Here is a 25,610-nt window from a genome sequence, read left to right as displayed (position 1 = left end):
CCACACCCCCAGAGCTCCACACACGCCCACACTCCCCCCACCCGCCACGGCCCCCCACAGACCCCCACCCCCCCCCCCCGCCCCTCTCGTACCGGTCTCAGAGGCCGGCGATGGTCTCCGCCGCCGCGCGGCCGCAGACCCGGGCCGCGCCGTGCGTGGCGATGTGGAGGGCGCCGCGGGGCTCCGCCTCGTTCAGACCCATCTCCACCACGACCGTGTCCGGCCGGGCCGCGAGGAGGGCGTCCAGGGCCTCGGTCATCCACGGGTGCCGGTGGGCGTCCCGTACGACCGCGACGATCCGTCGCTCCCCCGCGGCGGCGAGGACCGCGTCCACGTCGGGCTGGTCGTAGGCGTCCGTCTCGGTGCCGGGCAGCAGCCGCTCCAGCTCCGCCGCGACACCCCACGGCGTCTCGTCACCGACCGCGATGTTGGCGACCGGCGTGAAGGCGGCGACATAGGGGGCGCTGGTCATCGGGGTGTACGGCCGCTCCCCCGTCGTCCTGACGGCTCGGCGGGCGGCGACCAGTCCGATCTCGGTGCCGGGCGCGGTCCCCTCCTGCACTGCCGCGCCCGGCCCCGATACAGCCCCCCTGGCCCGGTGCGCCTGGGTCCAGGCCGCCAGGGCGCGTACACGCGCCGCAGCGTCCGCCAGCCGCTCCTCGGGCAGTTCACCGGTTCGTACCGCATCGACCAGCGCGTCGCGCAGGCGCAGTACGGTGTCCTCGTCGGCCAGCCCGCCGCCGACGCAGATGGCGTCGGCGCCCGCGGCGATCGCGAGGACGGATCCGCGCTCGATGCCGTACGTCGACGCGATGGCCTGCATCTCCATGCCATCGGTGACGATCAGCCCGTCGAAGCCCAGCTCCTTGCGCAGCAGACCGGTCAGGATCTGCGGGCTCAAGGTCGCCGGACGGTCCCGGTCGAGCGCGGAGAGCAGGATATGCGCGCTCATCACCGCTTTGGTACCCGCCGCGATCGCGGCGCGGAAAGGTACCAGCTCACGGGCGTGCAGTGTGTCCAGATCCACATCGATCCGGGGCATCGCGTGGTGGGAGTCCACGTTGGTGTCGCCGTGCCCGGGGAAGTGCTTGGTGCAGGCGGCGACGCCGACGGCCTGGAGGCCCTCGACGTACGCCACGGTGTGCCGGGCGACCAGCTCGGGGCCCGGGCCGAAGGACCGGACGCCGATGACCGGGTTGTCGGCGTTGGAGTTCACATCGGCCGAGGGCGCCCAGTTGAGGTCGACCCCGCACACGGCGAGCCGGCGGCCGAGCTCCTCGGCCACGGCGCGGGTGAGGTCCACGTCGTCGACGGAGCCCAGGGCGTAGTTGCCGGGGAAGGAGGAGCCGTTGCGGACCTCCAGGCGGGTGACGTCCCCGCCCTCCTCGTCGATGGCGACGAGGACGTCGTCCCGCTCGGCCCGCAGCTGCGCGGTGAGCAGGGCGAGCTGCTCGGGGGAGGCGATGTTCCGGCCGAACAGGCCGACGGAGGAGAGCCCCTCGCCGATCCTGCGGAGCAGCCAGTCGGGCGCCGTCGTGCCGACGAAGCCGGGCTGGAGGACGGTGAGCGCGTCGCGGGTCAGGGTGTCCGAGGCGCGTACGAGTGTGGTCATGGGGCGGCGTTATCCCTTCACCGCGCCGGCCGTCAGGCCGGCGGCCATCTTGCGCTGGACGAGGAGGAAGAGGATCACGATGGGGACGGCCATCATGGTGGAGCCCGCCATCATCGGGGCGTACTCCGTGCCGTTCTTCGTGATGAAGTTGGAGAGCCAGACGGTGGCCGTCTGGTTCTGCTGGCTCATCAGCATCAGCGCGTACAGGTACTCGTTCCACGCCTGGATGAAGCCGTAGACGGAGGTGGCGACCATGCCCGGGGCGAGCAGCGGGAAGACGACCCGGATGAAGGCGCCGGTGCGGGTGCAGCCGTCGACCTGGGCCGCCTCCTCCAGCTCCTTGGGGATGTTGACGATGAAACCGCGCAGCGTCCACACCGTGAAGGGGAGGATGAAGGTCAGGTACGTGATGATCAGGCCGGTGAGCCGGTCGTACTGACCGAGGTCGTTCAGCATGAGGAAGACCGGGATGATCATCGCCACGAGCGGGACCATCTGGACGGCGAGGATGCCGACGATGACGATCTTGCGGCCGCGGAAGGCGAAGCGGGAGATGGCGAGCGCCGCCAGCATTCCGACGACGATGCCGATGACGACGACCACGGACGAGACGACGAGGCTGCGGGTGACCGGGCCCCAGAAGTCGGCGATCTCCAGCGCGCGCTTGAAGTTCTCGACCGTGAGCGTGGTGGGGAAGAAGTGCGGGTTGGGGTCGATGGCGTCCTTGGCCGGCTTCAGGGCCGTGTTCACCATCCAGTAGACGGGGAAGCCGACGACGACGAAGACGAGGAGACCGAGCAGGTTCCAGCCGAGCTTGGACTTGCGGCGGCGGGTGACGGCGGGGGCCGCGGTGATCGTGGTCACTCCACCTCTCCGATCTTGAGCATCTGACGCATGTACACGGCGACCACTCCGAGCAGCAGGATGACCGTGACGAGCGCGATCGCGGAGCCGGTGCCGTAGTCGTTGACGACGAACGCCTTGTCGAACGAGTACGTGGTGAGCAGCTGGAACTCCGCCTCGGGGTGGCCGTTGCGCATCACGTAGACCTGCGGGAAGACACCCATGTCCCAGATCACCGAGAGGGTCGTCAGCATGACGATGATCGGCTTGAGGATGGGCAGGGTGACGAAGCGGAAGACGCCCCAGGCTCCGGCGCCGTCGAGACGGGCGGCCTCTTCGAGCTCCTTGGGGACCTGGGTGAGGCCGGCGCTCAGCGTGATGACGACGAAGGGCACGGCGCCCCAGACGACGAGCAGCATGATCACGGCGAGGCCCTGCGGCCCGCTGGCGAACCAGTTGTGGCCGATCATGTCGACGCCGGGCAGCCTGCTCAGCAGCCAGTTGAGCACGCCGTAGTCGGCGTCGAAGAGCCACTTGAAGATGGCGGTGGCGACGATGATGGGCATGCCCCAGCTCGCCACGAGCACGATGTTGATGAGGGCCTTGACCCAGCCGGAGACCTTCTGCAGCAGCAGCGCGATCATCATGCCGAGGACCATGGTGAGGACGACCGCGCCGACCGTGAAGATCACGGTGCGCAGGACGACGGTCCAGAACTCGCTGTCGCCGAGGATCTTCGCGAAGTTCGAGAAGCCGGCGGACTCCGCCTCCTGGAAGCCCCAGAGCTGCGGTTGTCCGAAGTGCTGGAAGGAGAGGGTGACCAGGCGCACGATCGGATAGCCGAGCACCAGGAGCAGGACGAGCAGGCACGGCGCGAGCAGGAGCCAGGGGACTCCGCCTCCGCCGTTGGTGGGCTTCTTCCCCGGCTTCGGGGCACCGGCCCCCGGGCCGGATGGTGGCGATTGCCGCACCGGCGGCACCTTCGCGGTGGTTGTGTCTGCGGCACTCATCCCGTGCTCCTCAGCGATCCCTCTCGTGGTACGGGCAGCAGGGCCCCGTCGTCGTGACCGACGGGGCCCTGCTCGTAGGTCACTTGGTGTTGATGACCTTGTCGATCGCGGCGTCCGCGTCCTTGGCGGCGGCCTCGACCGACTTCTTGCCGTTCGCGATGTCGATCAGCATCGTCTTGAGGATCTGGGCCTTCTCGACCTGACCCCAGCCCGGAGCGGTCGGGACGAACCAGCTGGACTCGGCGGCCGTGGCGGCGACCGTGGTGGCCGGGTCGTTCTTCAGCGGGGCGAGGTCCGCCTTGTTGTTGGGCAGGTTGCCCTTGGCGACGAGGCCCTTCTGGCCCTCGGCACCGGTGAAGGCGTTGATCCACTCGGCCGCGAGGCCCTGCGCCTTGGACTTGACCGGGATGGCCAGGTCGGAGCCGCCGAGGAAGACCGGGAGGTTCTTGCCGGACGGGCCGGGCATCACGAAGTTCTCGAGCTTGTCGGCGAGTCCGCCGACCTTGTCGCTCTTCGGGTCGGCCGCGGTGGCGCCCTCCCAGCCGGCGGCGAACATGGTGGCGGCGTTGCCCTGGCCGAAGACGACCGGGCGGTCGGCCTCGTCCTTGGTCTTGTCGCCGTGCATGTACTTGTCGAGGATGGTCTTGTACTCGTTGAGGCCCTTGACGGACTCCGGCGAGGACAGGTTCGCCTTCCAGGTCTCGCCCTCCTGCTTGGCGATGGAGCCGCCGGCCTCGAAGACGAAGGACATCGCGGCGTACCAGTCGGGCGACGGCTGGTACCAGGCGCTGAACTTGTCGCCCTTCTTCTTCTGGATGGCGTCGAGGGCGGCGGTCAGCTCGGCCCAGGTCTTCGGGGCGGCCTTGACGCCGACCTCGGCGGCGATGTCCTTGCGCCAGGTGCCCACGCGGCCACCGGCGTAGTAGGGGACACCGTAGGTCTTGCCGTTGTAGGTGACCGAGTCCTTGAGGGCGTCGAGCCACTTGTCCGAGTTCTCGAACTTCGACGCGTCGACCTCGGCGAAGGCGCCCTTGGCCATGTAGCTGATCATCTCGGAGTTGCCCATCTCGACAACGTCCGGGGCCTTGTCCGTGGCGAGCACCGCGTCGAGCTTGGTGTTCTTGTCCGGCCAGCCGTAGTACTCGTGCTTGATCTTGACGCCGGGGTGCTTCTTGGTGACCGCGTCGTCGGCGGCCTTGACCAGGTCGGGCCAGTTGTTCTGGGCGTCGACCGTCAGCCAGACGGTGAGCTCCTTGGCGTCTCCGCCGGCGTTGTCCCCGCTCTTGTCCGAACCGCACGCAGCGATACCGACCATGATGCCCGCGACGCCGATCGCCGCGATGAGCTTGCGCTTCACGCCACCCTCCTCAGGGATGCCTGCAACCCCCCCACCGCGCGAAGACATACGTCGAGTAGTGCTCGTGGGGCTGGGACCTGGTCTTTAATGGTTTAGACCAGTACCCGGAGCTTGGCCTAGACCTTTAGGGGTGTCAAGGGTGTATAAGAAGGGCAGTCGCGTCCGTTATCGGACCGACACCTGAGGGAGGGCGACGACCCGTGACCGGTCCGTGCCACCATGTGAGCCGCGACAGACGGAGGAGCCGGTGACGGCAGCAGCACAGGAGTCGGGAAGGCAGGCCATGGCCACGGACGCGGGCAGTACGGAGAAAGACAGCGGGGTCACCACCCGCACCGCGCGCGTACCCAAGTACTACCGACTGAAGCGGCACTTGCTCGACATGACGGAGACCCTGCCGCCCGGCACACCGGTCCCGCCGGAGCGCACCCTCGCCGCGGAGTTCGACACCTCGCGCACCACCGTGCGTCAGGCCCTGCAGGAACTGGTCGTCGAGGGCCGCCTGGAGCGGATCCAGGGCAAGGGCACCTTCGTGGCCAAGCCCAAGGTCTCGCAGGCGCTCCAGCTCACCTCGTACACCGAGGACATGCGCGCCCAGGGCCTGGAGCCCACCTCGCAGCTGCTCGACATCGGGTACGTCACCGCCGACGACACCCTCGCCGGACTGCTCGACATCTCGCCCGGCGGGCGCGTGCTGCGGATCGAGCGGCTGCGCCTCGCGAGCGGCGAGCCGATGGCGATCGAGACCACGCACCTGTCCGCCAAGCGCTTCCCGGCGCTGCGGCGCTCGCTGGTGAAGTACACCTCGCTCTACACGGCGCTCGCCGAGGTGTACGACGTCCATCTGGCCGAGGCCGAGGAGACCATCGAGACCTCCCTCGCCACCCCGCGCGAGGCCGGCCTGCTCGGCACGGACGTGGGCCTGCCGATGCTGATGCTCTCCCGTCACTCGCTGGACGCGCAGGGCGAGCCGGTCGAGTGGGTGCGCTCGGTCTACCGCGGCGACCGGTACAAGTTCGTGGCAAGGCTTCAGCGGCCCAACGGCTGAGCGGAACGCGCCACTTCGGCGTGAACCGATGCCCCGGCACATCCGTGAGGAGTGTCGGGGCATTGTCGTCTCCGCCGGACCGCACAGATCGACACCCGTCCGTTATTCGGACGGGGGTTCCATGGAGCGAAACAGTCCCCTAGATTTCACGCGCATTACGCAGGTGATCCATGCGATCCATGGTGTTCAGCGAGGGGACGGAGTCGCCGTATGTCTGAAGTGACACAAGGGAAACAACCGGTCGTCACACCGGTCCGTGTGGTGGTCGCGCTCTGTCTGATCGCGCCATTCGTGGCGATGCTCTGGGTGAGTTCGTACGCGAAGGTCGAACCGACCTTCGCCGGCATCCCGTTCTTCTACTGGTACCAGATGGCCTGGGTCGTCATCTCGACCGTGCTGACCATGATCGCTTACAAGCTGTGGCAGCGTGACCAGCGCGCCCGCAAGGAAGGTGCGTCGAAGTGAAGGACGGCGTGAACGGCGTCGCACTCGCCGTCTTCATCTTCTTCTTCCTGGCCGTCACGGTCATGGGGTTCCTCGCCTCGCGCTGGCGCAGAGCCGAGAACGAGAACAGCCTCGACGAATGGGGTCTGGGCGGCCGCTCGTTCGGCACCTGGGTGACCTGGTTCCTGCTCGGCGGCGACCTCTACACCGCGTACACCTTCGTCGCCGTCCCGGCGGCCATCTACGCGGCGGGCGCGGCCGGCTTCTTCGCCGTCCCGTACACGATCCTCGTGTACCCGCTGATCTTCACCTTCCTGCCGCGCCTCTGGTCGGTGTCGCACAAGCACGGCTACGTCACCACCTCCGACTTCGTCCGCGGCCGCTTCGGCTCCAAGGGCCTGTCGCTCGCGGTCGCCGTCACCGGCATCCTCGCCACCATGCCGTACATCGCGCTCCAGCTGGTCGGCATCCAGGCCGTCCTGGACGTGATGGGCGTGGGCGGCGGCGAGAACACGCACTGGTTCATCAAGGACCTGCCGCTGCTCATCGCCTTCGGCGTCCTCGCCGCGTACACCTACTCCTCGGGTCTCCGAGCGCCGGCGCTCATCGCCTTCGTCAAGGACACGCTGATCTACATCGTCATCGCGGTGGCGATCATCTACATCCCGATCAAGCTGGGCGGCTTCGACGAGATCTTCGCCAAGGCCGGCGAGGCGTACGCGACGATCAACCCCGCCACCGAGAAGCCGCGCGGCGCGCTGGTGCCGGGCGAGATGGGCCAGTGGGGCTACGCGACGCTCGCGCTCGGCTCGGCGCTCGCGCTCTTCATGTACCCGCACTCGATCACGGCGACGCTCTCCTCGCGCAGCCGTGACGTGATCCGCCGCAACACCACGATCCTGCCGCTGTACTCGCTGATGCTGGGTCTGCTGGCGCTGCTCGGCTTCATGGCGATCGCCGCCGGCGTGAAGGTCACCAACGGTCAGCTCGCGATCCCGCAGCTCTTCGAGAACATGTTCCCGGACTGGTTCGCGGGCGTGGCCTTCGCCGCCATCGGCATCGGCGCGCTGGTGCCCGCCGCGATCATGTCGATCGCCGCCGCCAACCTCTTCACCCGCAACATCTACAAGGACTTCCTGAAGCCGGACGCCACGCCGGAGCAGGAGACCAAGGTGTCCAAGCTGGTGTCGCTCCTGGTGAAGGTCGGCGCGCTGGCCTTCGTCCTCACCATGGACAAGACGGTGGCGATCAACTTCCAGCTGCTCGGTGGCATCTGGATCCTGCAGACCCTCCCGGCGCTGGTCGGCGGTCTGTTCACCCGCTGGTTCCACCGCTGGGCGCTGCTCGCCGGCTGGGCCGTCGGCATGGTCTACGGCACGGCGGCGGCGTACGGCGTGGCCAGCCCGACCCAGAAGCACTTCGGCGGCTCGTCCGCCGAGATCCCGGGCATCGGCGAGATCGGCTACATCGGTCTCACCGCCTTCGTGATCAACGTGATCGTCACCGTCGTCCTGACCTTCGTCCTGAAGGCCGTCAAGGCGCCCGAGGGCGTGGACGAGACGTCTCCGTCGGACTACACGGCGGACGCGGGCGACGCGGGCGTCAAGGCGCTCCCCAAGGTCGGCGCCGGTCACTGACGTTCCGGTACGCGCGAGGGCCCGGGATCTCCGAGAGGAAATCCCGGGCCCTTCGCCGTGGCCCCGAGGCAGACTGCACCCATGGACTTCACCATCAGGGCGGTACGGCCCGAGGAGTACGAGGCCCTCGGCGAGGTCACCGCGCGCGCCTTTCTCGACGACGGACACCTCGACTTCGGCGAGGACGACGCCTATCTGCATCTGCTGCGGGACGTGGCCAGGCGGGACGCCGAGGCGGAGGTGCTGGTGGCGGTGGACTTCGCCGGCACGGTGCTCGGCGGCGTGACCTTCGCCATGGGCGGCGGGGAGTGGGCCGACATCGCGGGCGAGGGCGAGGCCGAGTTCCGGATGCTCGCCGTGGCGAAGGACGCGCGCGGCCGGGGCGTCGGCGAGGCGCTCGTACGGGTCTGCGTGGAGCGGGCGCGGGAGACCCCGGGATGCCGGCGACTGGTGCTCTCCACCCAGTCGAACATGGCCTCCGCGCACCGGATCTACGAGCGGATGGGCTTCGCCCGTACCCCCGAACGGGACTGGAAGCCGCTGGCCGACATGGATCCCCTGTACACATACGGCTTGGAGCTCTGAGCCGCCAACGACACAACATGTGGGGGGTGCTTCGAGGAGCGCCCCCCACATGTATGCTCGTGCTCGCTGTCCTCGCAGGGGAATCCGGTGGAAATCCGGAACTGTCCCGCAACGGTGTGGTTTCTGTGTGCTTGCACACCGGCCGAGTCCGAAGACCTGTGGACAGCGCGCCCGGTCCTTCCGTTCCGGGTGCACAGACGTCCGGGCCTCGCGGAGTGGGCCGCGGCGCGGCGCTGCCCTGCGTACGGGGCGCGCGGCCGCCCGCCTTCCCCCCGCCGGCCCCGAGCCGAGCGAGGGAGAGCCCCCACGTGACCATCGCGCCCGCCGATCCGGCCGCAGCGATCGAGAGCGACGGACCCGGGACCGTGCTTCTGCGGACCCTGACCGACCTCACCGCCGATCTCCCCGACACCGACCCCGGCAAGGTCGCCGCCGCCGCGCTCCGCGGCCGCAACGCCGGTTCGGACGAGGCCGAGCTGCGCGAGCTGGCCACGGAAGCGGCCGCCGGTCTGATCGCCGAGGACCCGGCGTACTCCCGGCTCGCCGCCCGGCTCCTGACGATCACCATCGCGGACGAGGCGGCCGGACAGGGCGCGTACTCCTTCTCCGCCTCGGTCGCCGTCGGTCACCACGAGGGCCTGATCGCCGACCGCACGGCCGAGTTCGTCCGGCTGCACTCCGAGCGGCTCGACGCGCTCATCGACGCGGACGCGGACGACCGCTTCGGCTACTTCGGTCTGCGCACCCTCTTCTCCCGCTACCTGCTGCGCCACCCGATCACCCGCAAGGTGATCGAGACCCCGCAGCACTTCATGCTGCGCGTCGCCTGCGGTCTGGCGGAGGACGACTCCACCCGCGCGCTGGACGAGGTCGCGGCGCTGTACGGGCTGATGAGCCGGCTCGACTACCTGCCCTCCTCCCCCACGCTCTTCAACTCCGGCACCCGCCACCCGCAGATGTCCTCCTGCTATCTGCTGGACTCCCCGCTGGACGAGCTGGACTCGATCTACGACCGCTACCACCAGGTGGCGCGGCTCTCCAAGCACGCCGGCGGCATCGGGCTCTCGTACTCCCGCATCCGCGCCCGCGGTTCGCTGATCCGCGGCACCAACGGGCACTCCAACGGCATCGTGCCGTTCCTGAAGACGCTCGACGCCTCCGTCGCCGCCGTGAACCAGGGCGGCCGGCGCAAGGGCGCGGCCGCGGTCTACCTGGAGACCTGGCACGCGGACATCGAGGAGTTCCTGGAGCTGCGTGACAACACCGGTGAGGACGCCCGGCGCACGCACAACCTGAACCTCGCGCACTGGATCCCGGACGAGTTCATGCGCCGGGTCAACGCGGACGCCGACTGGTCGCTGTTCTCCCCGGCCGACGTGCCCGAGCTGGTCGACCTGTGGGGCGCGGAGTTCGACGCCGCGTACCGGGCCGCCGAGGCGAAGGGCCTGGCCCGCAAGACCATGCCCGCCCGTGACCTGTACGGCCGGATGATGCGGACCCTGGCCCAGACCGGCAACGGCTGGATGACGTTCAAGGACGCCTCGAACCGCACGGCCAACCAGACCGCCGAGCCGGGCCACACGGTCCACTCCTCCAACCTCTGCACGGAGATCCTGGAGGTCACGGACGACGGCGAGACGGCGGTCTGCAACCTGGGCTCGGTCAACCTCGGTGCCTTCGTCCTGAACGGCTCCATCGACTGGGAGCGGCTCGACGCGACCGTCCGTACGGCCGTCACGTTCCTCGACCGGGTCGTGGACATCAACTTCTACCCGACCGAGCAGGCCGGCAACTCCAACGCCCGCTGGCGCCCGGTGGGCCTGGGCGCGATGGGCCTCCAGGACGTCTTCTTCCAGCTGAAGCTGCCCTTCGACTCGCCCGAGGCGCGCGCGCTGTCCACCCGGATCGCCGAGCGGATCATGCTCGCCGCGTACGAGGCGTCCGCCGACCTCGCCGAGCGCAACGGTCCGGTGCCGGCCTGGGACAAGACCCGTACGGCCCGCGGTGTCCTGCACCCCGACCACTACGACGTCGAGCTCAACTGGCCCGAGCGCTGGGCCGCGCTGCGCGAGCGGATCGCCGCCGTCGGGATGCGCAACAGCCTCCTGCTCGCCATCGCGCCGACGGCGACCATCGCCTCGATCGCGGGCGTGTACGAGTGCATCGAGCCGCAGGTCTCCAACCTGTTCAAGCGCGAGACGCTCTCCGGTGAGTTCCTCCAGGTCAACTCGTACCTGGTCGACGAGCTGAAGAAGCTCGGCGTGTGGGACGCGCAGACCCGTGAGGCGCTGCGCGAGTCCAACGGCTCGGTGTCCGGCTTCACCTGGGTCCCGGCCGAGGTGCGCGAGCTGTACCGGACGGCGTGGGAGATCCCGCAGCGCGGCCTGATCGACATGGCGGCGGCCCGTACGCCGTTCCTGGACCAGTCGCAGTCCCTGAACCTGTTCCTGGAGACGCCGACGATCGGCAAGCTGTCGTCGATGTACGCGTACGCCTGGAAGCAGGGCCTGAAGACGACGTACTACCTGCGCTCCCGCCCGGCGACGCGGATCGCCCGCGCGGCCCAGGCCAGCGCCCCCATCCCCGTACAGGCGACCCCCGAAGAGGCCGTCGCCTGCTCCCTCGAAAACCCCGAGTCCTGCGAGGCCTGCCAGTAATGAGTGCCAACGATCAGAAGAACCTCCTCGACCCGGGCTTCGAGCTGACCCTGCGTCCGATGCGCTACCCGGACTTCTACGAGCGCTACCGGGACGCGATCAAGAACACGTGGACGGTGGAGGAGGTCGACCTCCACTCGGACGTCGCCGACCTCGCCAAGCTGACGCCGGGTGAGCAGCACATGATCGGCCGTCTGGTCGCGTTCTTCGCGACCGGCGACTCGATCGTCGCCAACAACCTCGTGCTGACGCTGTACAAGCACATCAACTCCCCCGAGGCGCGGCTGTACCTCTCGCGCCAGCTGTTCGAGGAGGCCGTGCACGTCCAGTTCTATCTGACGCTGCTCGACACCTACCTGCCCGACCCGGAGGACCGCGCCGCCGCGTTCGCCGCCGTCGAGAACATCCCCTCCATCCGCGAGAAGGCGCAGTTCTGCTTCAAGTGGATGGACTCGGTCGAGAAGATCGACCGGCTGGAGACCCAGGCCGACCGCCGCCGCTTCCTGCTGAACCTGATCTGCTTCGCCGCGTGCATCGAGGGCCTGTTCTTCTACGGCGCCTTCGCCTACGTGTACTGGTTCCGGTCCCGCGGTCTGCTGCACGGCCTCGCGACCGGCACCAACTGGGTGTTCCGCGACGAAAGTTGCCACATGGACGCCGCTTTCGCGTTCGTCGACACCGTGCGACAGGAAGAGCCCGACCTCTTCGACGACGAACTCGGCCGACAGATCACCGCCATGATCAAGGAAGCCGTCGAAGCCGAACTGCAGTTCGGCCGCGACCTCTGCGGTGACGGCCTCCCCGGCATGAACACCGAGTCGATGCGCGAGTACCTCCAGTGCGTCGCCGACCAGCGCCTCGTGCGCCTCGGCCTCTCGCCGGTCTACGGCTCCGACAACCCCTTCTCCTTCATGGAGCTCCAGGGCGTCCAGGAGCTGACGAACTTCTTCGAGCGCCGGCCGTCGGCCTACCAGGTCGCGGTCGAGGGTTCGGTCGACCTGGACGAGGACTTCTAGGTCCCTGCCGCAGATGACGAAGGGCCCCGCTCCGGGGGGAGCGGGGCCCTTCGTCATGCATGCGTACGGGAGCGAGATCAGTCGTTCGGGACGGTCTCGTAGCGCGGGGTGCCCTCTTCCATCTGGCGCAGCGCGTCCTTGCGGTCCCGCTTGGAGAGGCGGTCGATGTACAGGTAGCCGTACAGGTGGTCCGTCTCGTGCTGGAGGCAGCGGGCGAAGTAGCCGGTGCCGCGGACCTTGATCGGGTTGCCCTGGGCGTCCTGGCCGTGGACCTCGGCGTAGTCCGGGCGGGCCAGCGAGGCGTACGCGGTCGGGACCGACAGGCAGCCCTCGTTGGAGTCGTCCAGGATGCGGCGGTCGGCCGGCAGGTCCTGGAGCACCGGGTTGACGACGACACCGGTGTGCCGCACGCCCTCGTCGTCGGGGCAGTCGTAGACGAAGACCTTGAGGTCCACACCGATCTGGTTCGCGGCGAGGCCCACGCCCTCGGCCGCCTTCTGGCTGGCGAACATGTCGTCGATCAGCGCCGCGAGCTCGTCGCCGAAGTCGGTGACGTCCTTGCACTCCTTGTGGAGCACCGGGTTGCCGACGACCGTGATCGGGCGCGCCGTGCCGCGCTCGCGGTACGCGAGCTCACGCGCCTCGCAGTCCTCCGTGTCGACGACGAAACCGTCGTTGATCTGCTCGTCAGTCTCCTGCTGCGCCATTCCGCCGCACGCCTTCCTCAGAACCCCAGTCGATGTTCCCGTACAGCCTAAGGGCATGATCCGGGCGGATCAGCAGACCTCTTCGAGATCCCGCCACTCGCGGCTGTCCGGGCTGTCCGCCACCCAGCCGTCGAGAAGCCCGCGGACCAGGCCGACGGGCGCGGCGATCCCGCACTCCCGTTCGGGGACCCAGAGCTCGCCGGGCGAGCGGTGACCGAGGGGGCCGGGGTGGCCCGGTTCGCTGTGGTCGTGGGGGTCGAGATGCTCGCCCTCGCCCTCGGCGCTGGGCATCGTCGACTCGGAGCAGGCGCGACAGAGCAGCCGGACCGACGAGGACCAGTCCTCGGCGGCGAATCCGGCGTCCGCGGCGAGCTGCTCCAGGGCGTCGCGGTCGGCCTCGGTGGCGGCCTCCAGGAGGACCACCCAGGTGGGGACGGGCGAGGGGGCCCACAGCTCGATCTCGTCGAAGACGGGGTAGGAGGGGCCCGCGGTGGTGGTGCGCTCGCCATTGGGCACGCCGTCGTGGAGGACGACCTCGCCCCAGCGCCGGCCGGAGGACGGCAGCGGGATGGACAGCACCTCGATACGGGCCGGGTCGAGCCTGCGGCCCCAGACGACCTCGGCCTCGCCCTCGGGCGAGAGCCGGACGGCGGCGCTGCCGAGCTCCATGCCGGCGGGTTCACCGGTCCCGGCGGAGGCCCCCGGCACCTTCAGCCCGTACGCCTGCCAGGCGCGGCGGGCCAGCGGCCAGTCCTGGAGCGCGGTGGCGGCGATGCCGACGTTCCACCAGTCCGGGGCGCCGGTCTCCTTGTCGAGGAGAGCGACGGCGCGCAGCCCGGCGGCCCGCGCCTGCTCCCAGTCGTGCCGGAACTTGTGCAGCAGCGCCAGGTTGAACCAGGACTCCGAGAGCCAGGGCTCCAGATCCGCCGCGCGGGTCAGCAGCGCGCCCGCGTCCTCGTACCGGCCGTCGCCGATCAGCGTGAACGCGCGGTCGGTGGCCTGCCGCCACGAGGCGGAGGGCCGATGCCGTACCTTCCCGAAGATCCTCACGATTCCCGCCTGCCGGTCGCTTCACCCTCTTGTTCGCATCCAACCATGCCCGGTTGGACGCGCGCTCATTACCCATGGGTTACCCAGGAGGGACAGGGGTGACGCCGCCCCTCGCCAGGACTCTGGCGAGGGATTCCACGACCTTCGGCTGGTGGTCGCGGGCCGTGGACAGGCGGAGCCTTTCCAGGGCGGTGAGCGCCCCGCCGGCGCTGTCGCCCGCGAGGTCGTCGTAGGCGTTGACGGTACGGACGATCCGGGCGGGCAGGGGTTGGTCGCGGTACGGGTCGGCCTGGCGCTCCACGACGACGGCGACGGCCGCGGGGACGCCGGTCTGGCGGACGACCGCGCCGCCGAGGAGGGCGATCCGGCGCTGCTCCTCGGCGGGGAGGAGGGCCGTGGCGCCCTCGGGGACGGGGTCGACGAGGGAGAGCTGTCCGATGTCGTGCATGAGCGCCGCGTACTCCAGCACGGTCAGCTCGGACCCGGAGAGCCCCAGCTCGCGCCCGACGGCGCCGCTGAGGGCGGCGACGCGGTGGGCGTGCCCGGGGGCGGTGTATCCGGCGATCTCGGTGGCACGGGCGAGGGAGGCGATGGTCTGCCGGTTGGTGGTGCGCACGGCCGCGTACCGCCGGAACGAGACCTGGGTGAGCAGCAGCGGTACGCAGAAGACGGGCAGCGCCCAGAGCCCCGCGGCGGCCACTCCGAGGGCCATCACGGTGCCGGTGGCGCAGACCGCGGAGCCGATGCCGAGGAGGGCGCGCAGCTCGTCGCGCAGGAGAGGGCCGTACGGGTAGCGGGTGCGGGCCCGGAGCATGGTCGCGCCGAGCACGGCGTCGCACAGGGCGGTGAGGACGAGCAGAAGCAGCAGGTAGAGGGCGTAGGAGGGGCCCTGGCCGAGGATGGGGGTACCTCCCGTGCTCGAAGAGATACGGGGGAGGGTGAGCTCGCCCGCGTTGTAGAGCGGCTGGAAACAGAGGGCGGCGAAGGCGACGGTGAGGATGCGCCGGGCCAGGTGGTCCAGGTCGGGGCCCGTGCCGCGGGCGATGTGCGGGACGATTCCGGCGAGCCCGGCTGCGACGACGACGGCGATGACCTGGAGGACGCCGTGGGTGGTGGCGCGGCCCGCGCTCTCGCCGAGCAGCGCGTAGGCGAGGGCGCCGGCGGCGGCGATCGGCGCGGGCTCCCTGCCCGGTAGCTCGCCGGGCACGGGTGGTGCGCCCCAGCGGGCGAGTTCGCCGAGCGCGATGAGCACGCCGAACGCGAGGGCGTGACCGGGCTCGTCGACCCCGTACCAGAGCGTGGAGGCGAATCCGGCGACGGTGAGGACGAGCGCGGTCCCGTGGACCGCGCCGACGGTGACCGCCCCGGGCCTCACGCGCGCCCACCGGGCGGGACGTGGGCCTTCGGCGCCGAGAGGCCTGCGCGGCGGGCCTCGGTGCCGCGTGCGCGAGCGGCGGCGGACGGGACGGCGTCCGCGCGGGGCGCCTTGACGTGGGCGGGGGCCGGGAAGCAGGGATCGGGCGGGGCGTCGGCGCCGGGGGTCCCCACGGGAGTGACCGGGGTGCCCGGGCCGGAGATCCGCACGGGATCGGGCGGGGAGCCCGCGCCGGAGGTCCGCACCGGAGTGGGCGGGGCGTCGGCGCCGGGGGTCCGCACTGGAGTGACCGGGGTGCCCGGGCCGGAAGCGCGCACCGGAGTGGGCGGAGTACCTGCGCCGGAGGTCCGCACGGGAGTGGCCGGGGTACCCGGGCCGGGAGCGCGCACCGGAGTGGGCGGGGTGCCCGGGCCGGAGGTCCTCGCCGGCGGCACGCCCCCGCCCGGGAGCGCCGGCTCGTCCGCGGTGACGGCCGTCTGCCAGCCGTGCTGGGCGAGCGCGCGGACCAGTGCCCGGACCATCCGCGGGTCGAAGTGCGTGCCCGCGCACCGCTCCAGCTCCGCGACCGCGGTCTCCACCGGCCGCGCCCTGCTGTAGCACCGGGTCGACGTCATCGCGTCGAAGGCGTCGGCGACCGCCACCACCCGGGCGAACTCCGGGATCTGGGCGCCCCTGAGCCCGTACGGGTAGCCGGTCCCGTCCATCTTCTCGTGGTGGTGCAGGATCGCCGCCCGTGCCTCGCCCAGGAAGCCGATGCCCCGGACCATCTCGTGTCCGTACTCCGGGTGCAGCTCGATGATCCGGCGCTCCTCGGGTGTCAGCGGCCCGTCCTTCCTCAGCACCCGGGTCGGTACGCCGAGCTTGCCGACGTCGTGGAGGATCCCCGCGAAGCGGAGGATCTCCAGGCGCTCCTCCGCCATCCCCAGCTCCCGGGCGATCAGCACGGAGGCACGGCCGACCCGTTCGCTGTGCCCCCGGGTGTACTCGTCCTTGATGTCGACGGCCTGGACCAGGGCGCGGATCGTCGCCTGGTGCGCGGCGCGTTCGCGGTGGTACTGGGCGAAGATCCAGCAGGAGATGTACATCGGCAGCAGGACGAAGAGCGCGGCGACGGGACCGTACGTACTGCGCCACAGCACCGCCATCATCAGCCCGGCGAGCCCGTGCGCGGTGTGCGGGGTGAGGGCGCGGACGAGGAGGCCGCGCCAGGCGCTGCCCGGGACGAGGCCCTCGGCCGTCGTCCGGATTCCGCCGTCGAGGGCGGTCAGGACCAGGCAGAAGGTGAGCGCGGAGGCCCCGGCCGGCAGCAGGACGTACGGGAAGTCTGGGGTGTGCGTCCCGTGGCCGAGGACGTCGTCGCAGCTCAGGAGGGCGGCGACCAGGGAGGCGGTCCAGACGGCGAGCACGAGCTGACCGGCCCGCCAGAGCCGGCGCACCCCGGCCGGCCGCTGTTCGATGCGGGAGAGCAGCGCTCCGGGCACCGCCGTGAGCGCGGCGGCGGAGGGCGGCAGGAGCAGCGCCGAGGCGAGCAGGACGGGAAAGAACGATCCGGCTCCCAAGGGCGCCGAGCCGCCCAGCGCACGGCCGAGCAGCGGGCAGCGGCCGGGCAGCTCGCACCCGGCGTACAGGGCGGCGAGCAGCGCGACGGTGCCCCAGGGGGTCCCCGCGCCCGGACGCAGCGCCGGCAGGACGCACCCGGCGGCACCGAGGAGGGCGCAGCCGATGTACACCCGTGCCGCTCGTGGAATCGCCATCACGCCCATCACGCCTGTCACGCTAGCGAGTTGGACGGCGCGTGAGGGCGGTCGGCGGCCGATTCGCACCATCGGGTGATACAAGCTGATGAACGCATGAGGGCCGCCGCGATCACCTCGCGACGGCCCTTCAGGGAGGTTCCGCGGTCACTCCTGGGCGGCCGCCGTGATGTCGATGTCCTGCTCGGGCACCAACTGGCCCGAACGGATGAGGTCGATCCGCCCCATCACCTTGGCCCGCAGATCGGTGGGCACGTCGTCACTGCCGCAGCAGCGCTTGACGAGCTTCTTCACCGCCTGCTCCAGGCCGTACTTCTCCAGGCACGGGGAGCACTCCTCGAAGTGCACCTCGAACTTGGTGCAGTCACTGTCGGGCATCTCATGGTCGAGGAACTCGTAGAGATGATCCAGGACCTCTGAGCAATCCGTCTCGTGCGGCTCTCCGCAGCTCATGAGCCCGAGCCTTTCAGATCGTTCGACGACTCTCCGGCGCCCGCGGGAACGAGCCCGCGGTCGCGGGCGTAGTCCTCGAGCATGCCGCGCAACTGGCGGCGGCCCCGGTGCAGTCGGGACATCACCGTACCGATGGGTGTACCCATGATGTCCGCGATCTCCTTGTACGCAAAGCCCTCGACATCCGCGAGATAGACGGCGATGCGGAATTCCTCGGGGATCGCCTGGAGCGCTTCCTTCACGTCGGAGTCCGGCAGGTGGTCGAGGGCCTGCGACTCGGCGGAGCGCAGACCGGTCGACATGTGCGACTCGGCACGGGCGAGCTGCCAGTCCTCGATCTCCTCGGCGGCGCTGCGCTGGGGCTCACGCTGCTTCTTGCGGTACGAGTTGATGAAGGTGTTGGTCAGGATGCGGTACAGCCACGCCTTCAGATTCGTGCCCTCGCGGAACTGGTGGAACGAGCCGTACGCCTTGGCATACGTCTCCTGCACCAGGTCCTCGGCGTCCGCGGGATTGCGCGTCATACGCAGCGCGGCGGAGTACATCTGGTCGAGGAATCCGAGGGCGTCCCGCTCGAAGCGCGCGTTGCGCTCCGCGGTCGTCTCCTCGGGGCCGTCGTCGGTCCCTGTGTCGGTCCCAGTGACCGGACCCACCTCCTCCAGCGCTGCGGCGAACCCGAATGCGGACCCGCTCGATTCGGAGGATAGACGAGGAACCGCTCCGCCCGCCGCCCGAATAGGGGCGTTCTTGGGAGCGGGCAGCACCGTCCAGTCGAGGTCAGCGGCCTGCGCGCGCTCGGGGCAGATGGTCGAACCCATGCGACGGACTCCCTCTTCCTTGCTCTCACACCGACATGCGTGACAACCGTGGTCGCACGCTCAACATTCCCGGAGTGACGCGACCCACGAGGTGACTTCTTCGACGATGAGTTCGAGGGTTCCGTCCGGTGTGACGGGGGCTCGCTTGGCGACGGCGAAGCCGTGATCGCCGTACGGCACCTCGACGAGTCGGTAGGGCCCTTCGGGGAACTCCTCGGGCTTACCGAAGGCGTCGTTGCCGCCCTGGACGACCAGCGTGGGCAGGCCCGTGCCGAGCAGTTCGTCGGCCCGGGAGCTCTCCGGCCTGCCCGGCGGGTGCAGCGGGAAGCTCAGGGCGAGCACGGCGGCGGCCCCGAGCTCCTTCCCGGTCCGGCAGGCGACCCGGGCGCCGGCGCTGCGGCCCCCGGCGATCACCGGGAGGCCGGGCTTCGTGAGCGCGGGCCAGATCCCGCGCCACCCGGCGTCCAGCGTCTTCGGCGCGGGCGCCACCTTCTTCCCGGCGACCCGCCACGGCTGCTCGACGAGCGCCACCGTCACCCCGTGCGCGGGCAGCGCCCCGGCCAGGGCCTGGAGGTCCCGCGCCTCGATCCCGCCTCCGGCCCCGTGGCCGAGGGCCAGGACCGTCCAGGGCTTCTTGCCGGGGTGCCAGGTGATCCGGGCGTCCCCGGCGTCGGTCGTCACGTTCTCGCTCTTGGTCACGCGCCCATCCTGCCGCGCGGGACCGTCGCGAGCGGCGCTCAGAACAGCGTGCCGACCTCCGGGCCCTCCAGCTCGGTCAGGAGCTCCGGGCCGTTGTTGCGGACGTTGCTGACCGCCGTGGCCACCGGGTACGCCCGCATCAGGCCCTCCGGCGGGGCCGCGAGCAGCCCGCGCAGGTCCTCCACGTCCGTGTGCCGCGGGTCCAGCCACGCGTCCCAGCGGTCCGAGGTCAGCATCAGCGGCATCCGGGGGTGGATGTCCGCGAGCGAGTGGGGGCCCTCCTCGGGGGCCACACCGAGCGGCCCCTTCTCCGCCTCCGTCGTGATCACGGAGCATGTCACCCACCACGCCGACGGGTGATCGTCGGGCAGCGTGCGGTCGCGCCAGAACTCGTAGAGTCCGGCCATCGCGAAGACCGAGCCGTCCGCCGGGGTCACGAAGTACGGCTGCTTCCGCGGCCGCTTCTTCTTCCCCTCGACCTCCAGCTCCCGCTCCCCCGAGCCGGTCACCCACTCGTAATAGCCGTCGGCCGGCAGGATGCACCGCCGCGCGGAGAAGGCCCTCTTGAACGACGGCTTCTCGGCGATCGTCTCCGCCCGGGCGTTGATCATCCTGGCCGCGCCCTCCGGCGACTTCGACCAGGACGGCACCAGACCCCACTTCAACGTCCGCAGCTGGCGAACCGGGCGCGGTGAATCCGCGTCCTTCAAGGGGCGTTCCAGGACCGCGTAGACCTCCTTGGTCGGGGCCACGTTCCAGTCGGGAGCCAGGGTCTCCTCGGGCTCCCACTTCTCGACCTCGAAGACACCCACCAGGTCCTCGGGCCGACGACTCGCTGCATACCGTCCGCACATACGTGCCACACTGCCACGATCCCCGACCCCGCTGAGGAGCCGATCCAGAAAATGAACGAAGTCCTCGGCACGCAGCCCGCCCCGGAAGAGTGGCTGGTGATCGTCACCGGTGTGGCCGCGCTGCTCGTCACGGTCCCCCGCTCGATATGGCGGCTGTCCCGCAACGCCATCACCATCGCCCACGAGGGCGGCCACGGTCTGATCGCCCTCCTCACCGGCCGCCGGCTGCAGTCCATCCGGCTCCACTCGGACACCAGCGGCCTCACCGTCTCCCGCGGCCGCCCGACCGGCATCGGCATGATCCTCACCGCCGCCGCCGGCTACACCGCCGCCCCGCTGCTCGGCCTCGGCGGCGCCTGGCTGCTCGCCGACCACCGGATCACGCTGCTGCTCTGGCTGGCCACCGCGCTCCTGCTCGCCATGCTCATGATGGTCCGCAACGCGTACGGGATCTTCACCGTGCTCCTCACGGGCGCCGCCTTCCTCCTGGTCTCCTGGCTGACCGGCCCGGACGTCCAGTCGGCCTTCGCGTACTCCGTCGTGTGGTTCCTGCTCCTGGGCGGTGTCCGGCCGGTCTTCGAGCTCCAGGGCAAGCGGCGCCACGGCGGCGCGCCGGACTCGGACGCCGACCAGCTCGCCCGGCTCACCCATGTCCACCCGGCGCTCTGGCTGTTCCTCTTCCACGCCGTCTCGATCTGCTCCCTGATCGGCGGAGGCCGCTGGCTGCTGGGGCTGTAGTCGGTGCGGTCCCCACTAAAGTGAGGGCATGACCGAAACCTCCTCGCACACCGACCTGCAGACCGACCCCTGGCCCGCCCCGTACGCGAGCGGTCCCGTCGACGCGACCGTCACCGTGCCCGGATCGAAGTCGGTCACCAACCGCGGCCTGGTCCTCGCCGCGCTCGCCGCCGAGCCGGGCTGGCTGCGCCGCCCGCTGCGCTCCCGCGACACGCTGCTGATGGCCGAGGCGCTGCGCACGCTGGGCGTCAGGATCGAGGAGGGCGTGGGCCCCGACGGTACGGGCGAGGCGTGGCGGATCATCCCGGCCGCGCTGCGCGGCCCGGCGACGGTGGACGTCGGCAACGCCGGTACGGTCATGCGCTTCCTGCCGCCGGTCGCGGCCCTCGCCGACGGCCCGGTGCACTTCGACGGCGACGCCCGTTCCCACGAGCGGCCGCTGAACGGTGTGATCGACGCGCTGCGCGTGCTCGGCGCGCGGATCGACGACGACGGGCGCGGCGCGCTGCCGATGACCGTGCACGGCGGCGGGGCGCTCGACGGCGGCCCGGTGGAGATCGACGCCTCCTCGTCCTCGCAGTTCGTCAGCGCCCTGCTGCTCTCCGCCCCGCGCTTCAACCAGGGCGTGGAGGTACGCCATGTCGGCGCGAACCTGCCCTCCATGCCCCACATCCGGATGACCGTCGACATGCTGCGCGTGGTCGGCGCCCAGGTCGACGAGCCGGAGACCGGTGGCGAGCCGAACGTCTGGCGGGTCTCCCCCTCCGCGCTGCTCGGCCGGGACCTGATCGTCGAGCCCGATCTGTCCAACGCCCAGCCGTTCCTGGCCGCGGCCCTGATCACCGGTGGCCGGGTCACCGTTCCGGACTGGCCGGCCCGGACCACCCAGCCCGGTGACGCGCTGCGCGAGATCTTCACCGAGATGGGTGGCTCCTGCGAGCCGACCGAGGCGGGTCTCACCTTCACCGGCACCGGCCGGATCCACGGCATCGACGTCGACCTGAGCGAGGTCGGCGAGCTGACGCCCGGCATCGCGGCGGTCGCGGCGCTGGCCGACTCCCCGTCCACGCTGCGCGGCGTCGCCCATCTGCGGCTCCACGAGACGGACCGCCTGGCGGCCCTGACCAAGGAGATCAACGAGCTGGGCGGCGATGTGACGGAGACCGAGGACGGTCTGCACATCCGCCCGCGCCCGCTGCACGGCGGTGTCTTCCACACGTACCACGACCACCGCATGGCGACGGCGGGCGCGATCATCGGCCTGGCGGTCGAGGGTGTGGAGATCGAGAACGTGGCGACGACCGCCAAGACCTTGCCCGACTTCCCCAGGATGTGGACCGAAATGCTCGGAGCCTGAGCCATGCGGCGTTACGGGAAGCACACCGACGAGGACGACATCCGCCAGCGGCCCAACCGCAAGGGCAACCGTCCCCGTACCAACATCCGCCCCAAGCACGAGGACGCGGTCGAGGGCATGGTCCTCACCGTGGACCGGGGCCGGCTCACCTGTCTCGTCGACGACCGGGTCGTCCTGGCGATGAAGGCGCGCGAGCTGGGCCGCAAGGCCGCCGTGGTCGGCGACCGGGTCTCCCTCGTGGGCGATCTGTCCGGCGAGAAGGACACGCTGGCCCGGATCGTACGGATCGGTGAACGCAGCTCCGTGCTCCGCCGTACGGCCGACGACGACGATCCGTTCGAGCGCGTGGTCGTCGCCAACGCCGACCAGCTGGCGATCGTCACCGCGCTCGCCGACCCCGAGCCGCGCCCGCGGCTCATCGACCGCTGTCTGGTCGCCGCGTACGACGGCGGGCTGACCCCGCTCCTCGTCCTGACGAAGTCGGACCTGGCCAAGCCTGACGAACTCCTGGAGATGTACGGCGCGCTCGGTGTGCCGCATGTGGTCACCACGCGCGACGAGTTCGTGGACGGGGTCGCCGCCGAGCGGGTGCACGAGCACCTCAAGGGGCGCACCACCGCGTTCGTCGGACACTCCGGCGTCGGCAAGACGACCCTGGTCAACGCCCTGGTCCCGGCGGACCGGCGGCGGACCACGGGTGTCGTCAACGCGGTGACGGGCCGCGGCCGGCACACCACCACCTCGGCGCTCGCCCTGCCGCTCAACGACAAGGAGGGCGGCTGGGTCATCGACACCCCGGGCGTGCGCTCCTTCGGCCTGAACCACGTCGACCCGTCCCGGGTGATCCTCGCCTTCCCCGACCTCGTGCCCGGCACCGAGAACTGTCCGCGGGCCTGCAGCCACGACGAGCCGGACTGCGCGCTGGACGCGTGGGTGGCGGAGGGGCATGCCGATCCGGCCCGGCTGTATTCACTGCGCCGACTGCTCTCGACCAGGGAGCGACGCGAAGGCGACTGAGTCGCGCACGTTTGCGGTCGGCTGCTGTTGGTAAGTGCATAATCGCACCAAGTGAGACGAAGCAGTCACCGACGGCGTGGGAGGCACTGACGATGGCGTGGCTGCTGGTGGTGGTCGCGGGGCTGCTGGAAACCGGCTTCGCCGTCTGCCTGAAGCTCTCGCACGGGTTCACCCGGTTCTGGCCGACCGTCGCCTTCGCCTGCTTCGCCCTCGGCAGCTTCGGACTGCTGACGCTCGCCCTGCGCAAGCTGGACGTGGGCCCCGCGTACGCCGTGTGGACCGGCATCGGCGCGGCGGGCACGGCGATCTACGGCATGGTCTTCCTCGGCGACGTCGTGTCCACCCTGAAGATCGTCTCGATCACGCTGGTGATCGTCGGCGTCGTCGGCCTCCAGCTCTCCGGTTCGGCCCACTGACCGTCCGCCGCGGACGGCCCGGGGGCGACGACGTACGACAGCGCGAGGCGCAGGACGACCTCGCACGACCGCAGCACGTCCTCACCTCCGCCCTCGGCGAGCGCCGTCGCGGCCCGGTCCCGGGCGAGTCCGAGCAGGTCCGCAGGCGAGGGCACCCCGGCGTCGGCCCGCCGCTGGGCGGGGACGGCGGAGGCGCGGGCGCCCGCCCTGGCCGGCCGGGGCGTCGGGAGCCGTTCGCCCCAGGAGCCGGTGAGCAGCGCGCGCAGCACCGGGCGGGCGCCGGCCGCGGCGACGGTCCACTCGGCGACGGCGGCGAGGTTACGGACGGGCGGGACGGGTCGGGCGAGGACCTGGTCCACGCCCTGGAGGTAGGCGTCGGCCTCGCGCCGTACCAGCGCGCGGGCCAGCCCTTCCTTGCTCCCGAACTCGTTGTAGAGGGTCTGCCGGGAGACTCCCGCGGCGGAGGCGACGTCGACCATCCGGACCGCGGACCAGGGCAGCCCCCCGAGCGCCGCCAGCGCGGCGTTCAGCAGGGCCTCACGGGCAGTAGGCATCGTCGCCTCCCGGCCAGAACGGTTCTGCGCACAGAGTTGACGGGCCGCCACGCACTGTCAAGGGCTCCCGTGGGCCCACGTACCTTCGAGGGATAGAGTTTCGACCATGGCCGATTACCACGACGATCTGCGCCTCGCCCATGTCCTCGCGGATGCCGCCGACGCGGCCACCATGGACCGGTTCAAGGCGCTCGACCTGAAGGTCGAGACCAAGCCGGACATGACGCCGGTCAGCGAGGCGGACAAGGCCGCCGAGGAGCTGATCCGCGGTCAGCTCCAGCGCGCCCGGCCGCGCGACGCGATCCTCGGCGAGGAGTACGGCGTGGAGGGCACCGGCCCGCGCCGCTGGGTGATCGACCCGATCGACGGCACCAAGAACTACGTGCGCGGCGTGCCGGTCTGGGCGACCCTGATCGCGCTGATGGAGGCCGGCGACACCGGCTTCCAGCCGGTGGTGGGCGTGGTCTCGGCGCCGGCGCTCGGCCGCCGCTGGTGGGCGGCGAAGGGCGCGGGCGCGTACACGGGCCGGAGCCTGACGTCGGCGACGCGGATCCGGGTCTCGAAGGTCTCGGAGCTCGGTGACGCCTCCTTCGCGTACTCCTCGCTGAGCGGCTGGGAGGAGTACGGCCGTCTCGACGGCTTCCTCGACCTCACGCGCGCGTGCTGGCGGACGCGGGCGTACGGCGACTTCTGGCCGTACATGATGGTCGCCGAGGGCGCGGTGGACATCTGCGCCGAGCCGGAGCTGTCCCTCTGGGACATGGCGGCGACGGCGATCGTCGTCCAGGAAGCGGGCGGCACCTTCACCGGTCTCGACGGCCGGCACGGTCCGCACAGCGGCAACGCGGCGGCGTCGAACGGCCTGCTCCACGGCGAACTGCTGAGCTACCTGAACCAGAAGAACTGACCGCGCGCGCGGCCGCCGCGCGCGCCCCCGCGCCGCCCGGGCCCCGCGCACTCCGACGCGCCCCCTTGTCGGCCCCCTCGACCGATGCCACGCTGAGAGTCCCCCCACTTGTGAACTTGTGAAACCGTTCTCGTTGAAGGCGGGAACGGTTCACCAAGGAGGTGGCTCCCTTCATGCTCGTCCGTGACGCCATGAGCACGGTGGTCCTCACCATCGGCCCCGCCCACACCCTCCGCCAGGCCGCCAGACTGATGTCGGCGCGCCGCGTCGGCGCGGCCGTCGTCCACGACACCGACGCCGGCGGGTTCGGAATCCTCACCGAGCGCGACATCCTCAACTCGATCGGCGCCGACCAGAACCCCGACCACGAGACCGCGGGCTCCCACACCACCACCGACGTCGTCTTCGCCGCACCCACCTGGACCCTGGAGGAGGCGGCCGCCGCCATGACCCACGGGGGCTTCCGCCACCTCGTCGTCCTCGACGGCCACGGGCCCGTGGGCATCGTCTCCGTACGCGACATCATCCGCTGCTGGACCCCGGCACACCGGCACGCGGCGCCCGTGGCGAGCTGACACCAGAGCGGGGGGGGGGGGCGCGCCGGGGTTTGCCGCGCTACTCGTCGGGTTTTTCGCGGGGGGGGCCCCCACGCGCCGTTCCTACCGCCCACACGCGACGGTCGACCTCCGCGCTGTCCAGGAA

General features: G+C 70.8%; 24 protein-coding genes, 1 pseudogene and 1 riboswitch. Of the genes and pseudogenes, 12 read left to right on the top strand and 13 right to left on the bottom strand.

The window, feature by feature from the left end; all coding sequences use genetic code 11:
• Positions 1–97: 97 nt before the first annotated feature.
• The 4 genes from ACFVZW_RS18175 to ACFVZW_RS18160 all read right to left on the bottom strand — a co-directional run bounded on the left by ACFVZW_RS18175 (position 98) and on the right by ACFVZW_RS18160 (position 4,822).
• Entirely contained in the window at positions 98–1,612 is a 1,515-nt protein-coding gene (locus ACFVZW_RS18175) for a glycoside hydrolase family 3 protein (RefSeq protein WP_384522350.1), read from the bottom strand.
• A gap of 9 nt (positions 1,613–1,621) precedes the next feature.
• Positions 1,622–2,476, bottom strand: a complete 855-nt coding sequence (locus ACFVZW_RS18170; protein ID WP_384522348.1) for a carbohydrate ABC transporter permease — start codon at positions 2,474–2,476, stop codon at positions 1,622–1,624.
• Positions 2,473–3,465 carry a carbohydrate ABC transporter permease gene (locus ACFVZW_RS18165; RefSeq protein WP_384522346.1) on the bottom strand — a complete coding sequence of 331 codons (993 nt, stop codon included), beginning with the start codon at positions 3,463–3,465 and terminating at the stop codon, positions 2,473–2,475. Before ACFVZW_RS18165 ends, ACFVZW_RS18170 begins: the two co-directional genes overlap by 4 nt.
• A 79-nt stretch (positions 3,466–3,544) precedes the next feature.
• Positions 3,545–4,822 carry an extracellular solute-binding protein gene (locus tag ACFVZW_RS18160; RefSeq protein ID WP_384522344.1) on the bottom strand — a complete coding sequence of 426 codons (1,278 nt, stop codon included), beginning with the start codon at positions 4,820–4,822 and terminating at the stop codon, positions 3,545–3,547.
• 283 nt (positions 4,823–5,105) lie between these two features.
• Between ACFVZW_RS18160 and ACFVZW_RS18155 the strand changes: the two genes are divergently transcribed.
• The 6 genes from ACFVZW_RS18155 to ACFVZW_RS18130 all read left to right on the top strand — a co-directional run bounded on the left by ACFVZW_RS18155 (position 5,106) and on the right by ACFVZW_RS18130 (position 12,209).
• Positions 5,106–5,870, top strand: a complete 765-nt coding sequence (locus ACFVZW_RS18155; protein ID WP_329125380.1) for a GntR family transcriptional regulator — start codon at positions 5,106–5,108, stop codon at positions 5,868–5,870.
• A gap of 210 nt (positions 5,871–6,080) precedes the next feature.
• A complete protein-coding gene (locus tag ACFVZW_RS18150) occupies positions 6,081–6,335 on the top strand; it encodes a DUF3311 domain-containing protein (protein ID WP_361436479.1) in 255 nt (84 codons plus the stop codon).
• On the top strand, positions 6,332–7,951 hold the full coding sequence (mctP, locus tag ACFVZW_RS18145) for a monocarboxylate uptake permease MctP (RefSeq protein ID WP_384522341.1): 1,620 nt from the start codon (positions 6,332–6,334) through the stop codon (positions 7,949–7,951). Before ACFVZW_RS18150 ends, mctP begins: the two co-directional genes overlap by 4 nt.
• An 81-nt stretch (positions 7,952–8,032) precedes the next feature.
• Positions 8,033–8,536, top strand: a complete 504-nt coding sequence (locus tag ACFVZW_RS18140) for a GNAT family N-acetyltransferase (RefSeq protein ID WP_384522339.1) — start codon at positions 8,033–8,035, stop codon at positions 8,534–8,536.
• Positions 8,537–8,614: 78 nt separating this feature from the next.
• A riboswitch (cobalamin riboswitch) is annotated at positions 8,615–8,693 on the top strand.
• 151 nt (positions 8,694–8,844) lie between these two features.
• Positions 8,845–11,193: a ribonucleoside-diphosphate reductase subunit alpha gene (locus ACFVZW_RS18135; protein ID WP_384522337.1), complete on the top strand. Its 2,349-nt coding sequence runs from the start codon at positions 8,845–8,847 to the stop codon at positions 11,191–11,193.
• A complete protein-coding gene (locus ACFVZW_RS18130; protein ID WP_384522335.1) occupies positions 11,193–12,209 on the top strand; it encodes a ribonucleotide-diphosphate reductase subunit beta in 1,017 nt (338 codons plus the stop codon). Before ACFVZW_RS18135 ends, ACFVZW_RS18130 begins: the two co-directional genes overlap by 1 nt.
• Before the next feature lie 77 nt (positions 12,210–12,286).
• Here ACFVZW_RS18130 and def read toward each other — a convergent pair whose 3' ends face one another.
• From def to ACFVZW_RS18090, 8 genes and pseudogenes are all read right to left on the bottom strand, one after another.
• Entirely contained in the window at positions 12,287–12,916 is a 630-nt protein-coding gene (gene def, locus ACFVZW_RS18125) for a peptide deformylase (protein WP_384522333.1), read from the bottom strand.
• A gap of 69 nt (positions 12,917–12,985) precedes the next feature.
• On the bottom strand, positions 12,986–13,966 hold the full coding sequence (locus ACFVZW_RS18120) for a hypothetical protein (RefSeq protein ID WP_215065589.1): 981 nt from the start codon (positions 13,964–13,966) through the stop codon (positions 12,986–12,988).
• Between the two features lie 79 nt (positions 13,967–14,045).
• The gene (locus tag ACFVZW_RS18115) at positions 14,046–15,341 is read right to left on the bottom strand and encodes an HD-GYP domain-containing protein (RefSeq protein ID WP_384522330.1); all 1,296 of its coding nucleotides are present in this window, start codon (positions 15,339–15,341) and stop codon (positions 14,046–14,048) included.
• A gap of 371 nt (positions 15,342–15,712) precedes the next feature.
• A pseudogene (locus tag ACFVZW_RS18110) lies at positions 15,713–17,104 on the bottom strand (HD-GYP domain-containing protein); the annotation flags it as partial.
• 138 nt (positions 17,105–17,242) lie between these two features.
• A complete protein-coding gene (rsrA, locus tag ACFVZW_RS18105) occupies positions 17,243–17,548 on the bottom strand; it encodes a mycothiol system anti-sigma-R factor (RefSeq protein ID WP_384522328.1) in 306 nt (101 codons plus the stop codon).
• Complete coding sequence (locus ACFVZW_RS18100) at positions 17,545–18,201, bottom strand: sigma-70 family RNA polymerase sigma factor (protein ID WP_055641410.1); 657 nt, start codon at positions 18,199–18,201, stop codon at positions 17,545–17,547. The genes rsrA and ACFVZW_RS18100 overlap by 4 nt, the downstream gene beginning before the upstream one ends.
• A gap of 225 nt (positions 18,202–18,426) precedes the next feature.
• Positions 18,427–19,065: an alpha/beta family hydrolase gene (locus ACFVZW_RS18095; protein ID WP_384522326.1), complete on the bottom strand. Its 639-nt coding sequence runs from the start codon at positions 19,063–19,065 to the stop codon at positions 18,427–18,429.
• A gap of 38 nt (positions 19,066–19,103) precedes the next feature.
• Positions 19,104–19,919, bottom strand: coding sequence for an SOS response-associated peptidase (locus ACFVZW_RS18090; RefSeq protein ID WP_384522324.1), 816 nt, complete (start codon positions 19,917–19,919; stop codon positions 19,104–19,106).
• A gap of 51 nt (positions 19,920–19,970) precedes the next feature.
• On the opposite strand from ACFVZW_RS18090, the gene ACFVZW_RS18085 reads away from it, so the two are divergent.
• The 4 genes from ACFVZW_RS18085 to ACFVZW_RS18070 all read left to right on the top strand — a co-directional run bounded on the left by ACFVZW_RS18085 (position 19,971) and on the right by ACFVZW_RS18070 (position 23,447).
• On the top strand, positions 19,971–20,657 hold the full coding sequence (locus ACFVZW_RS18085) for a M50 family metallopeptidase (RefSeq protein WP_384522322.1): 687 nt from the start codon (positions 19,971–19,973) through the stop codon (positions 20,655–20,657).
• A gap of 28 nt (positions 20,658–20,685) precedes the next feature.
• The gene (gene aroA / locus ACFVZW_RS18080; RefSeq protein WP_384522320.1) at positions 20,686–22,014 is read left to right on the top strand and encodes a 3-phosphoshikimate 1-carboxyvinyltransferase; all 1,329 of its coding nucleotides are present in this window, start codon (positions 20,686–20,688) and stop codon (positions 22,012–22,014) included.
• A gap of 3 nt (positions 22,015–22,017) precedes the next feature.
• A complete protein-coding gene (rsgA, locus tag ACFVZW_RS18075) occupies positions 22,018–23,031 on the top strand; it encodes a ribosome small subunit-dependent GTPase A (RefSeq protein ID WP_384522318.1) in 1,014 nt (337 codons plus the stop codon).
• Positions 23,032–23,123: 92 nt separating this feature from the next.
• On the top strand, positions 23,124–23,447 hold the full coding sequence (locus ACFVZW_RS18070) for a DMT family transporter (RefSeq protein ID WP_376441362.1): 324 nt from the start codon (positions 23,124–23,126) through the stop codon (positions 23,445–23,447).
• Here ACFVZW_RS18070 and ACFVZW_RS18065 read toward each other — a convergent pair.
• A complete protein-coding gene (locus ACFVZW_RS18065; protein WP_384522316.1) occupies positions 23,339–24,001 on the bottom strand; it encodes a TetR/AcrR family transcriptional regulator in 663 nt (220 codons plus the stop codon). The two genes, ACFVZW_RS18070 and ACFVZW_RS18065, sit on opposite strands and share 109 nt — an antisense overlap.
• A gap of 106 nt (positions 24,002–24,107) precedes the next feature.
• Here ACFVZW_RS18065 and hisN point away from each other — a divergent pair, with 106 nt between their 5' ends.
• Together hisN and ACFVZW_RS18055 are read left to right on the top strand one after the other, a co-directional pair.
• The gene (gene hisN / locus ACFVZW_RS18060) at positions 24,108–24,908 is read left to right on the top strand and encodes a histidinol-phosphatase (RefSeq protein ID WP_384522314.1); all 801 of its coding nucleotides are present in this window, start codon (positions 24,108–24,110) and stop codon (positions 24,906–24,908) included.
• Positions 24,909–25,081: 173 nt separating this feature from the next.
• Entirely contained in the window at positions 25,082–25,483 is a 402-nt protein-coding gene (locus tag ACFVZW_RS18055; RefSeq protein WP_384522312.1) for a cyclic nucleotide-binding/CBS domain-containing protein, read from the top strand.
• Positions 25,484–25,610: the final 127 nt, after the last annotated feature.

This window comes from Streptomyces sp. NPDC059567, from assembly GCF_042735655.1.
GTDB lineage: Bacteria > Actinomycetota > Actinomycetes > Streptomycetales > Streptomycetaceae > Streptomyces.
This window is presented reverse-complemented; position numbering and strand designations above follow the sequence as displayed.